The organism is Streptomyces sp. NPDC059696, assembly GCF_042733745.1.
Lineage (GTDB): Bacteria > Actinomycetota > Actinomycetes > Streptomycetales > Streptomycetaceae > Streptomyces.
In genome coordinates, this window is the sequence record NZ_JBHWFG010000026.1 from 1 (window position 1) to 11518 (window position 11518).

Annotated in this window: 12 protein-coding genes and 1 pseudogene; 6 read left to right on the plus strand and 7 right to left on the minus strand. The window is 70.4% G+C overall.

What is annotated here, in order from left to right:
• Positions 1-236: 236 nt before the first annotated feature.
• Positions 237-1469, minus strand: a complete 1233-nt coding sequence (locus tag ACFV20_RS25785) for an NADP-dependent malic enzyme (RefSeq protein WP_385660116.1) — start codon at positions 1467-1469, stop codon at positions 237-239.
• A 625-nt stretch (positions 1470-2094) separates the two neighbouring features.
• Here ACFV20_RS25785 and ACFV20_RS25790 point away from each other — a divergent pair.
• From ACFV20_RS25790 to ACFV20_RS25800, 3 genes are read left to right on the plus strand one after another with little or no spacing between them, the layout of a single operon-like run.
• On the plus strand, positions 2095-3045 hold the full coding sequence (locus ACFV20_RS25790) for an ABC transporter substrate-binding protein (RefSeq protein ID WP_385660118.1): 951 nt from the start codon (positions 2095-2097) through the stop codon (positions 3043-3045).
• A gap of 32 nt (positions 3046-3077) precedes the next feature.
• Positions 3078-4019, plus strand: a complete 942-nt coding sequence (locus ACFV20_RS25795) for an amino acid ABC transporter permease (RefSeq protein ID WP_385660120.1) — start codon at positions 3078-3080, stop codon at positions 4017-4019.
• Positions 4016-4777, plus strand: coding sequence for an amino acid ABC transporter ATP-binding protein (locus ACFV20_RS25800; protein WP_385660121.1), 762 nt, complete (start codon positions 4016-4018; stop codon positions 4775-4777). The genes ACFV20_RS25795 and ACFV20_RS25800 overlap by 4 nt, the downstream gene beginning before the upstream one ends.
• Before the next feature lie 56 nt (positions 4778-4833).
• Here ACFV20_RS25800 and ACFV20_RS25805 read toward each other — a convergent pair whose 3' ends face one another.
• A complete protein-coding gene (locus tag ACFV20_RS25805) occupies positions 4834-5604 on the minus strand; it encodes a class I SAM-dependent methyltransferase (RefSeq protein WP_385660123.1) in 771 nt (256 codons plus the stop codon).
• Positions 5605-5693: 89 nt separating this feature from the next.
• Between ACFV20_RS25805 and ACFV20_RS25810 the strand changes: the two genes are divergently transcribed.
• Positions 5694-6353, plus strand: coding sequence for a CGNR zinc finger domain-containing protein (locus ACFV20_RS25810; protein WP_385660125.1), 660 nt, complete (start codon positions 5694-5696; stop codon positions 6351-6353).
• Positions 6354-6418: 65 nt separating this feature from the next.
• On the opposite strand, the pseudogene sodX reads toward ACFV20_RS25810, so the two are convergent.
• A pseudogene (gene sodX, locus ACFV20_RS25815) lies at positions 6419-6904 on the minus strand (nickel-type superoxide dismutase maturation protease); the annotation flags it as partial.
• On the opposite strand from sodX, the gene sodN reads away from it, so the two are divergent.
• Positions 6816-7211 carry a superoxide dismutase, Ni gene (sodN, locus tag ACFV20_RS25820; protein ID WP_003992892.1) on the plus strand — a complete coding sequence of 132 codons (396 nt, stop codon included), beginning with the start codon at positions 6816-6818 and terminating at the stop codon, positions 7209-7211. The pseudogene sodX and the gene sodN sit on opposite strands and share 89 nt — an antisense overlap.
• 200 nt (positions 7212-7411) lie before the next feature.
• Here sodN and ACFV20_RS25825 read toward each other — a convergent pair whose 3' ends face one another.
• Positions 7412-8566 carry an anion permease gene (locus tag ACFV20_RS25825; RefSeq protein ID WP_385660127.1) on the minus strand — a complete coding sequence of 385 codons (1155 nt, stop codon included), beginning with the start codon at positions 8564-8566 and terminating at the stop codon, positions 7412-7414.
• Between the two features lie 103 nt (positions 8567-8669).
• On the opposite strand from ACFV20_RS25825, the gene ACFV20_RS25830 reads away from it, so the two are divergent.
• Positions 8670-9407: a VOC family protein gene (locus ACFV20_RS25830; protein WP_385660129.1), complete on the plus strand. Its 738-nt coding sequence runs from the start codon at positions 8670-8672 to the stop codon at positions 9405-9407.
• Between the two features lie 135 nt (positions 9408-9542).
• Here the strand turns inward: ACFV20_RS25830 and ACFV20_RS25835 are convergent, their stop codons facing one another.
• The 3 genes from ACFV20_RS25835 to ACFV20_RS25845 form a co-directional block, all read right to left on the minus strand.
• A complete protein-coding gene (locus tag ACFV20_RS25835) occupies positions 9543-9956 on the minus strand; it encodes a YciI family protein (RefSeq protein ID WP_385660131.1) in 414 nt (137 codons plus the stop codon).
• An 84-nt stretch (positions 9957-10040) separates the two neighbouring features.
• The gene (locus tag ACFV20_RS25840) at positions 10041-10361 is read right to left on the minus strand and encodes a hypothetical protein (protein ID WP_385660133.1); all 321 of its coding nucleotides are present in this window, start codon (positions 10359-10361) and stop codon (positions 10041-10043) included.
• A gap of 210 nt (positions 10362-10571) precedes the next feature.
• Complete coding sequence (locus ACFV20_RS25845) at positions 10572-11219, minus strand: GNAT family N-acetyltransferase (protein WP_385660135.1); 648 nt, start codon at positions 11217-11219, stop codon at positions 10572-10574.
• Between the last annotated feature and the right edge of the window lie 299 nt (positions 11220-11518).

Here is an 11518-nt window from a genome sequence, read left to right on the forward strand (position 1 = left end):
CCCGCAGCGGTTGGCGCGTCAACGAACAGTCAGTCGGCGTGAGACCCCATCGCGCCGTTCCGAGGACGGACACCCCCCGACGCGGCCCCGACCCACCACCCGGCGTCACGCGCAGGCGCGAGGGCCAAGCGCCGGCACATCACCCGCACACCACCCGAACAGACCCACCCCCAGGCAAAGAAATGGCCCCACCCGAGCCCGGGCGGGGCCACCTCACACCGGTGTCGGTGTCGGCGTCAGCGCCGGGCCACACCCTCGGCCCGAGCAGCCGCCGCGACCGCGGCCGTGACAGCCGGAGCGACCCGCTCGTCGAACGGCGACGGGATGACGTAGTCGGCGGCGAGATCGTCCCCGACCACGGCGGCCAGCGCCTCCGCGGCGGCCAGCTTCATCCCCTCCGTGATCCGCGAGGCCCGCACCTGCAGCGCCCCGGCGAAGATCCCCGGGAAGGCCAGCACGTTGTTGATCTGGTTCGGGAAGTCGGACCGCCCGGTCGCCACGACCGCCGCGTACTTGTGCGCGACCTCCGGGTGCACCTCGGGGTTCGGGTTCGCCATGGCGAAGACGAACGCGCCCTTGGCCATCGTCGCCACCGCGGACTCTGCGACCGTGCCGCCGGAGACGCCGATGAACACATCGGCCCCTTCCAGCGCCGCTTCCAGCGACCCGGTGATCCCGGCCTTGTTCGTGAACCCGGCCAGCTCCCGCTTGACCGCCGTGAGGTCGTCCCGGTCCGCCGACACGACACCCTTGCGGTCGGCCACCGCGACATCGCCGATCCCGGCCTCGACCAGCATCTTGGCGATGGCGACACCCGCCGCGCCGGCGCCGGAGATGACGGCCCGCAGCTCTCCCAGCGCCCGCCCGCTCAGCCGCGCGGCGTTCCGCAGGGCGGCCAGCGTCACGACCGCCGTACCGTGCTGGTCGTCGTGGAAGACCGGGATGTCCAGCCGCTCCTGGAGCTTGCGCTCGACCTCGAAGCACCGGGGTGCCGAGATGTCCTCCAGGTTGACGCCGCCGAACGACGGCGCGAGCCGCACCACGGTCTCGACGATCTCGTCGACGTCCGTGCAGTTCAGGGCGATCGGAACCGCGTCCACGCCGCCGAACTGCTTGAACAGAATCGCCTTGCCCTCCATCACCGGGAGGGAGGCCTCGGGCCCGATGTCGCCGAGGCCCAGCACGGCCGTACCGTCGGTCACGACGGCCACGACCGACGACTTCCACGTGTAGTCGTGCACGAGCTCCGGCTGCTCCGCGATCGCGCTGCACACCTTCGCGACGCCGGGCGTGTACGCCAGGGACAGGTCGTCCTTGTCGCGGACCGGCACGGTGGCCTGCACAGCCATCTTGCCGCCGCGGTGCAGCGCGAACGCCGGGTCGAAGGAGTCGAGGGGCTCCGCACTGCCCTCGTGATCCGTATCGCCGGTCTTGCTCTCGCTGCGAGGATTGACGATCTCCGCTGCCACTTCGTTTTACCCCTTAAATCTTCATTGTTTTGAGGGTGGCCACTCCTGGTGAGGGGTGGGCGGGCACCGCGCAGGCCCATGTCGTGCTTGTACGTGTATACGTACGGGCGCGTACGCGACGGGCGCGCCGCACACGCGCCCTGAGCCCCGGATGAGGGGTGTAAAGACCCTTCTTACCGGACGGATGGCGTCGACGACGAGTCCATAACGCGAAGGTCACATGACGGCGCCCTGACGCTTCGTCCAAAATCGGGACAAGACCTGGACAACGTAGCCACACCCACTCAACCATCCGTGAAGCCCTCGGCCCCCGTATTGAAATCTCGGGATTTACCGAAGATCTTCCCGCCGGAACGGTTCATTCCTGCAGAAGGTCCGGCCGTGATGTACCGGAGTGGTGCGGTTCGGGGGTCGCCCGTTATCCGATTTTGACATGGCTGGCCCCCAGAATCGCGCAGTCCGAATGGCAAGATGCCGTAATCACACGAGGTCGCGACACTCGAAGAGGTGTGCTCTCGTCGACCCACGGCACTGCCGAAACCTTCGGCATGCCACGGCCGCGCCGACCCCATCGGCGACGGCCCGCCCCATCGGCAACTCCACCCATCCGCCGGAGGAACCCACCATGACCGCAAGCTCCACCCGTCGTACCACCGCCGCGCACTCCCGGCTAGCAGCGGTCGGTGCGATCGCGGTCGCAGGCGCGCTGATGCTCACCGGATGCGGTGACCAGACCAAGGACACCGGCTCGAGCGACACCTCGGCCTCGGCCCCGCTCGCCGACAAGCTGCCGCAGGCCATCCGCGACAAGGGCGTCATCAAGGTCGGCTCCGACATCGCCTACGCCCCGGTCGAGTTCAAGGACAGCTCCGGCAAGGTCGTCGGCATCGACCCCGACCTCGCCGCCGCCATGGGCAAGCAGCTCGGGGTCGACTTCCAGTTCGAGAACGGCACCTTCGACACGCTGATCACGGGTCTGCGTTCCAAGCGGTACGACATCGCCATGTCCGCGATGACCGACACCAAGGACCGCCAGGAGGGCATCGACTCCGACACCGGAAAGAAGGTCGGTGAGGGCGTCGACTTCGTCGACTACTTCACGGCCGGTGTCTCGATCTACACCAAGAAGGGCGACGACCAGGGCATCAAGACCTGGTCCGACCTGTGCGGCAAGAAGATCGTGCTGCAGCGCGGCACCGTCTCCGAGGACCTCGCCAAGGCCGAGTCGAAGAAGTGCCCGGCCGGCAAGAAGATCGCCATCGAGGCCTTCGACAACGACCAGCAGGCCCAGACCCGTCTGCGCGCGGGCGGCGCCGACGCCGGCTCGTCCGACTTCCCGGTCGCCGCGTACGCGGTGAAGACCTCCGGCGGCGGCAAGGACTTCCAGCTGGTCGGCGAGCAGGTCGAGGCCGCCCCGTACGGCATCGCGGTCGCCAAGAACCAGACCCAGCTGCGTGACGCCCTCAAGGACGCGCTGGACGCCGTCATCAAGAGCGGTGAGTACGAGAAGATCATGAAGAAGTGGGGCGTCACGGACGGGTCCATCGACGCGGCCACCATCAACGGCGGCAAGTGACCGCAGCGCAGCGGCACTGAAAGGCAACACCCGTGACTGTTGACATCGACAAGACGCCGGCCGACACGCCCCCGGCCGGACCGGAGGCCATCAAGGCCATCCCGGTCCGGCACTACGGGCGGTACGTCTCCGCCGTCGTCGCCATCGCCCTGCTGGGCGGGGTCGTCTACGCGTTCTCCCAGGGCAAGATCAACTGGGGTGCGATCCCGGACTACTTCTTCGACGACCGCATCCTGGACGGCGTCGGCAAGACCCTCCTGCTGACGATCCTGTCCATGGCGATCGGCGTCATCGGCGGCGTCCTGCTCGCCGTGATGCGCCTGTCGAAGAACCCTGTGACCTCGTCGATCGCGTGGTTCTACATCTGGTTCTTCCGCGGCACGCCGGTCCTGGTCCAGCTGATCGTCTGGTTCAACCTCGGCCTGGTCTTCGAGTACATCAACCTCGGGCCGTTCTACAAGGACGAGTGGTCGGACTTCATGACCCCGTTCCTGACGGCGCTGCTGGGCCTCGGCCTGAACGAGGCCGCGTACATGGCGGAGATCTGCCGTGCCGGTCTGCTCTCCGTCGACGAGGGCCAGACCGAGGCGTCGCACGCCCTGGGCATGAGCCACGCCAAGACGCTGCGCCGGATCGTCATCCCGCAGGCGATGCGCGTGATCGTGCCGCCGACGGGCAACGAGGTCATCAACATGCTGAAGACGACCTCGCTGGTCTCGGTCGTCCAGTATCCCGAGCTGCTGCGCGCGGCCCAGGACATCGGCCAGACGTCCGGCGCCCCGGCCGAGATGCTGTTCCTGGCGGCCGCCTGGTACCTGCTGCTGACCTCGATCTTCAGCGTGGGCCAGTACTACCTGGAGCGGTACTACGCGCGTGGTTCGAGCCGGTCCCTGCCGGCCACTCCGTTCCAGAAGATCAAGGCGAATCTGCTGTCCCTGTCCAACCGCTCGGCGTCGACGGGAGGCACCGCATGACCGTCATGGTCAAGGCCGAGGGCGTTCACAAGTCCTTCGGCCCCGTAGAAGTCCTCACGGGCATCGACCTGGAGGTGAAGCAGGGTGAGGTGTTCTGCCTCATCGGCCCCTCCGGCTCCGGCAAGTCGACCTTCCTGAGGTGCATCAACCACCTGGAGAAGATCAACGCGGGCCGTCTGTACGTCGACGGCGAGCTGGTCGGCTACCGGCAGAAGGGCGACAAGCTCTACGAGCTGAAGGACAGCGAGGTCGCGGTCAAGCGCCGGGACATCGGCATGGTCTTCCAGCGCTTCAACCTGTTCCCGCACATGACGGCCGTGGAGAACGTCATGGAGGCGCCCATCCAGGTCAAGGGCGTGGGCAAGGGCAAGGCCCGGGAGCGCGCCCTGGAACTGCTGGACCGGGTGGGCCTGGCCGACAAGGCGGGCAACTACCCCTCCCAGCTCTCCGGCGGCCAGCAGCAGCGCGTCGCCATCGCCCGGGCCCTGGCCATGGACCCGAAGCTGATGCTGTTCGACGAGCCGACCTCGGCACTCGACCCGGAGCTGGTCGGTGACGTCCTGGACGTCATGCGCGACCTCGCCGAGTCCGGCATGACGATGATCGTCGTCACCCACGAGATGGGCTTCGCCCGCGAGGTGGGCGACAGCCTGGTCTTCATGGACGGCGGCGTGGTGGTCGAATCCGGTCACCCGCGCGAGGTGCTGACGAACCCGCAGCACGAGCGGACGAAGTCGTTCCTGTCCAAGGTGCTCTGACGGTACGCACGGCGAGGGGGCGGTACGGGATCTCCGTGCCGCCCCCTTCGCGTGCCCTACCTCAGAGCCAGCAGGAGGGTGTCGGACGGCGAGCACCACACCGGCCTGGCCTCAGCGAAGCCCTTCTCGCGCAGGACGCGCGCGTGCCAGGCCGCGGACGGCATGTCGCCGTCGGCGTGTTCGCCGTAGATCTCGTAGCGCCGGGCGGTGGGCCCGGCGAGGGCCGGGTCCTGCGCCGCGAGCTGCCACCACTCGGCCCAGTCGGGGGTGCCGTCCCGCTTGGCCTGATCCATGCGGGCGTGCCGCTGGGCGCGCTCCGCCGCGTTGATCCGGGGCGTGGTCTCGTCGATCATGTGGTCCGCGTTCATGAAGACACCGCCGGCGCGGACGAGTCCCGCGACCTGGCCGTAGAGGTCCGCGAGGGGTTCCTTGTGCAGCCAGTGCAGGGCCGTCGCGGTGAGGACGGCGTCGTAGGAGTCGTACGGCAGCTTCGACGGCCAGTCCGGGTCCTTGAGGTCGGCGGTGACCAGACCGACCCGCTCGTCACCGGCGAAGGTGCCCTCGGCGATGGCGAGGAGGGCCGGGTCGAGGTCGACGCCGGTGCTGGTGGCGTCCGGGAACCGGGCGAGCAGCCGGGCGGTGATGCTGCCCGTGCCGCAGGCGAGGTCGAGGACGCGGGGGGCGGTGCCCACGAGGGCCTCCACCATGTCGAGCATGATCCGGAACCGCTCCTCGCGGTCGGGCATGTACCACTCCTGCTGGCGGTCCCAGCTCTCCTGCCAGGCCTGCCAGTCGGTGGTGGCCGTGGTGGTGTCCGCGTCCGTCATCGAGCCCCTCCCTCGTAATACCCTGGAAGCACCATCAGCTGTTACCAGTGCGCGCTCACGACCATAAAGCCCCTCCGTAAGGACTACAAGTGGAACTGGCCTATTACTCGGACTATGCCGTGCGCCTCGTCAACACCGAGGAGCCGGCCCGGGGCAAGGACGCGCTGACGTCGGTCGAGGCCGTCCGTGATCTGTTCGGACCCAGCCAGTCGGCGGCCCGTCGCGCCACCGACGCGGACGTGACCCGCTTCCGCTCGGTCCGGGCCCGGCTGCGCGCGGTCTTCGAGGCGGCCGACACCGGTGACGAGAGGCTCGCCGTCGACCTGCTGAACTCGCTGCTGCTGGAGTTCCCGGTGAGCCCGCAGATCTCCGGGCACGACTTCCGCGACGACGACGGCCGCCCCCTGTGGCACATGCACCTGGCGGACCACCCGTCGAACGCGACCGCGGGCTACGCGGCGATCGCGGCGATGGGCCTGGCGTTCCACCTGACCGAGTACGGCGTGGACCGCCTCGGCCTGTGCGAGGCCGCGCCCTGCCGCAACGCCTACCTCGACACCTCCACCAACCGCTCGCGGCGCTACTGCTCCGACCGCTGCGCCACCCGCGCCAACGTGGCGGCCTACCGCGCCCGCAAGCGCCTGGAGGCCACCCGGCCCGAGGTGCCCGAGAGCACGGGCCTGGCCGCCGACAGCGCCCAGCCGAGCAGCGCCCAGGGGGAGCGCCGGTCCGGCCTGCGCGGCCGGTAGCGGAACCGGACCCGCCCCAGCACGAGGTCGTCGGGCACGACGCCGTAGTCGGTGCTGTCGCCGCCGGCGTACGCGTTGTCCCCGAGCACCCACCAGCCGCTGTCGCGCCGCTCGGCGATCCGCTTGACGACCAGCAGGTCCTGCTGGAAGGGGTGCCGCAGCACGACGACGTCGCCGGGCCTGACCCGGGCCCCGTAGTGCACCAGGAGCCGGTCCCCGTGGTACAGCGTGGGCACCATGGACGGCCCGGTGACCTCGGCCACCCCGAAGGGAGGGGCCGGCCTCCCCCGCTCGGACTCCTGCGACAGCTCCGGCATCACCCGGCACCTCCCCGGTTCTTCCTCCACCAGTCTCAGTCTCACCCCGGACTTTTGTCCTAAGCCCATGGGGGCACCCGCGAAAAGCCGTCCCTCACGGAGTAATGTCCCCTGTGAGAAGACGATCACGAGGAAGGAATGCTCCATGCTTTCCCGCCTGTTTGCCCCCAAGGTCAAGGTCAGTGCGCACTGCGACCTTCCCTGCGGTGTGTACGACCCTGCCCAGGCCCGCATCGAGGCGGAGTCGGTCAAGGCTGTCCAGGAGAAGATGGCCGGCAACGACGACCCGCACTTCCAGGCGCGTGCCACCGTCATCAAGGAGCAGCGCGCCGAGCTCGCCAAGCACCACGTGTCGGTGCTCTGGAGCGACTACTTCAAGCCCCCGCACTTCGAGAAGTACCCGGAGCTGCACCAGCTGGTCAACGACACCCTGAAGGCCCTCTCCGCCGCCAAGGGTTCGACCGACCCGGCCACCGGCCAGAAGGCGCTGGACTACATCGCCCAGATCGACAAGATCTTCTGGGAGACCAAGAAGGCTTGATCCTTCTCCTGGTCACCCGGCTCGCCACGCGGGCCGGGTGACAGGGGGCGGTGGGCCCCGTACCCGGTCACCGGGTACGGGGCCCACTGTCGTCCGCGGGGCGGAACTCTCGCGGCGGCCAGGCGGAAATCCGCACCGCCGCACCCCTTCCCGCTACCGGAGAGCAGGCCCGAGCGGACTGTCCGGTCTGCTCTCGCCGGTCAGGCCGCCGCCCCGACCTCGGTGGGCTGCTCACCGTCGAGGGCGGCTTCGCAGGTGTCGTTGACGTTGCGCGCGTGCACCGGGTCACGGCGTGAGACGAGGACGATGCCGGCGGCGAGGGCCGCGCCGGCCAGGGCGACGGCGGCCGTGCCGAGGTCGCCGCCGTGGTGCACGACCGCGGCGGCCAGTGCGCCGACCAGCGCGGCGGCGGGCAGCGTGACCGCCCAGGCGACCACCATCCGTCCCGCGACACCCCAGCGGACCTCCGCGAGCCTGCGGCCGAGGCCCGCCCCGAGGATGCCGCCCGCGGCCACCTGCGTGGTGGACAGGGCGAAACCGAGGTGCGCGGACGCCAGGATGACGGTCGTGGAAGCGGTCTCGGCGGCGAAGCCCTGCGGCGACCGGATCTCCGTCAGGCCCTTGCCCATGGTGCGGATGATCCGCCAGCCGCCGAGGTACGTGCCGAGGCCGATGGCCAGGCCCGCGGAGGCGACCACCCACAGGGGCGGTCCGGCGTGGTGGCCGAGCGCACCGGCCGAGATCAGGGTGAGGGTGATGACACCCATGGTCTTCTGCGCGTCGTTCGTGCCGTGCGCGAGGGAGACCAGCGAGGCGGAGGCGATCTGGCCGGCGCGGAATCCCCGGGCCACGCGGTCCCCGTCGGCCCGGCGGGTGAGCCGGTAGGCGAGGTGGGTGGCGAGCAGCGCGGCGACACCGGCCACGACGGGCGAGGCGACCGCCGGCACCAAGACCTTCTCGACGACCTTGGCGAAGTCGACGCCGTGGCTGCCCGCACCGGCCCACACGGCCCCGATCAGCCCGCCGAACAGGGCGTGCGAGGAGCTGGAGGGCAGACCGACCAGCCAGGTCAGCAGGTTCCACAGGATCGCGCCGACCAGCCCCGCGAAGATCATGGCCGGGGTGACGAGGGCGTCGTGCACGATGCCGTCCGAGACGGTCCTGGCGACCTCCGTGGACAGGAACGCGCCGGCGACGTTGAGGACACCGCTGATCAGGACCGCCGTCCGGGGTGCGAGCGCGCCGGTGGCGATGGACGTGGCCATCGCGTTCGCCGTGTCGTGGAAACCGTTGGTGAAGTCGAAGGCCAGTGCCGTGAGGATGACGGCCGCCACGAGGAACGTGATGTGGTCCATTCCTGCATGCAAACAGCGCGGGCCGGCCGATCGGCACCGGTGCGGCGCGGGCCGGTCGAGGTTCACGCAGGTGGCGGGGGCGCGTGCCTCTACGATCGCGCCCATGAGGATCAGCTGGACGTACGCCTTCATCGACCGCCCGCGTGCGGCCTTCGGCGCCGCCTGCGACTTCTGGACGGCGGTCACCGGCACGCACCTGTCCGAACCGCGCGGGGAGCACGACGAGTTCGTCACGCTGCTCCCCGAAGGCGCCGACGCGTGCGTGAAGGCGCAGGCGGTCGGCCCGGGGCCCGGAGGCGCGCACCTCGACTTCTGCGTGGACGACGTACCGGAGTTCGCCGCCGCGGCGGTGCGGCTCGGGGCGCGTACGGTGACCGACCTGGGGTCGCTCGCCGTCCTGCGCTCACCCGGCGGTCAGTTGTTCTGCGCGGACCCCTGGCGCGGCCAGTCGGCGCGGCCCGGGGTGGTGCGGGGCAGCCGTCTCGACCAGGTGTGCATGGACGTCCCGCCCTCGGCCTACGACGCCGAGGTCGCCTTCTGGAGCGCGCTGCTCGACGGCTGGGAGTCGCGCCCGGGCGCGCTGCCGGAGTTCCACGTGGTCGAGCCGCCGCCCGGCCTCCCGGTCCGTCTGCTGCTGCAACGCCTCGGGCAGGAGGGCACGACCTCGGCCCACCTCGACCTCGCCTGCTCCGACATCCCGGCGACGCGGGCGCACCACGAGCGACTCGGAGCCGGTTTCGTGGCCGAGTTCTCCGGCTGGACGGTGATGCGCGACCCGTCGGGCGGCACGTACTGCCTGACGAGCCGGGATCCGGTGACGGGGGGACGGCGGCAGGACTGAAGTGCCCGTACCGTCCGACCAGCGCGCCGAGGACCCGCGGCGCGTCGCCGCGCGGCGGGTCCTCGTTCTCGGGCCTGTTCCTCACGGCCGTGTCCGTCGGTGCCGGCCCGTCGTCCGTCGGTGCCGGCCCGTCCGTCAGAGGTCGCCGGAGCCGTCCATGATCGGGCGGATCACGACCGGGTGGTGGGGGGCACCGGCGGGCTGGGGGCAGCGGGAGACACGGTCGGCGATCTCCGTGACCCGCTCCAGGCTCTCGCACTCCAGGACCCAGTAGCCGGCCGGCAGCTCCTCGGTCTCGCCGTACGGCCCGTCGGTGATCACGGCCTTGCCATCGTCGCCGAGGGTGACATGCCGGGTCTGGGCCGGCTCGGCCAGGCCCTGCGCGTCGACGAGCTCACCGCTCTCGGAGAGGTCGTCGTTGATGGCGCCCATGTAGGCGAACATGGTCTGCACGTCCTCCTCGCTCCAGGCCGGGGAGTCCGCCGACGCCTTGCCCCGCATGGCCTCGTAGTCCGCCTGCGTGCCCTGCACCATGACCAGGTACTTCATCAGTCCGCTCCTTGGCTCGCACCGCCCCGCCGGGCGGCTCTTCACAGGGGACGTCGGAGCCGGGTGGCGTATCGGGACACGGGTTCAGGAATTCTTCGCGGCGGTTCCCCCGGGGCCCGGAGCGGGCCCTGACCGGGCCCCGCCGACCGGGCCGGAGCCCGCTTCGGGCCGGGCCGTCGTCGTGGGTGGGGTCTTCTCCTCGGCGGCCGGGTGGGCCTCACCGGGGCGCGTGCCCTCGACGGGGTGCCCGCTGTCCACGGCATCCGCGCTGTAGGCCCCGCACTCCGGATTGCGGCACGGGCCCGCCACCCATCGGGGGACCCAGGCGCCCAGCGTCTTGTGACGCCGGACCACCGTCTCCACTGGCTGTCCGCAGCTGGGACAGACGTGTTCGTCGCTGCCCATGTCCTCAGAGTAGGTCGGTCGTGGGTTCAGCGCTTCCTGCTGTACGTGCGCACCAGGGCGCCGTTGCCGAACGTGCGCACCGACCCCAGGTTCTTTTGTAGTGGTCGCAGAATGGCGATGCATCACCGAAAGTGAGAGAACGGACTCCGTATGCAGCCCTGGGCACCGCCGTTCGCCCGTGGCAGGCGGGCGGCACGCGCGCCGGTAGGTCTAGGAAGGTCGGCCGTGCGCCCTGGGCTCGCGCCACATGGGCCACATCGCCGGGCCGTCCGGCAGGTCGAGGGCCGGGCCGGCGTCCGCGAAGCCCAGGCGCTCGTACAGCGCGCGGCTGCGGGCGCTGCTGGCCTCCAGATAGGCGGGCAGACCCTCACGGTCGCAACGGTCGAGGACGGCCTCGATGAGCGCGGTGCCCAGACCCTCACCCTGGCGGCGGGGCGAGACACCGATCATCCACAGGTACTCGTGAGCCCGGCCGGTGGGATGAATGGCTGCCGTCAGCCGGCCGATCGCCTCGATGCGCTCGTTGCCGGGGTCGACGGCCTCCCGCACCTGGGCCGGCCCTTCGTCGTCGGAGACGTCGTCGTGATCCCGTCCGGCTTCACCTTGGCCGGCGTGCCCGTCGTCCGCGGGTATGGAGAGCCACAAGGCGCAGGCCGAGCCGTCCTCGGTGACATCTATGCGGCCGGCCGCGAGCACGATGTCGGTGAAGGCGGCCATGAGTCCGGGGTGCTTGGCACGGCGCTCCTCCGTCCCGGGGAAGACCCAACCGCTCACGGGATCGTCCTGGAACGCCTCGTCCAGGAGCCGGACGATCAGCTCCCTGTCCCCTGCGTCCGCCGTCCGGATGGCCACACCCATGCCCCGCCCCTTCGCTCGTCCCGACGGGCGTCGATCGTAGGGGGACCGGCTCCGGCAGAACGCCGCGCACAGGATCTTGGCGGGATCAGGCTGAACATGCGCTCAATTCCGACCGATACGGGAGCGGTGCACGCGCCGCGCGGGAGCAGATGCAGGGGTGGGTCCGGACGCCGCTCATACGGGAGTTGACCCGGGAGCTGTCCGGAGGTTGACCGATAGTTGCCCCGGGGGCCGTCCGGGCATTGCCCTGGGGGCCATCCGGAGGCCGTCCGGGAATTACCCCGGGGCCATCCGGAGGC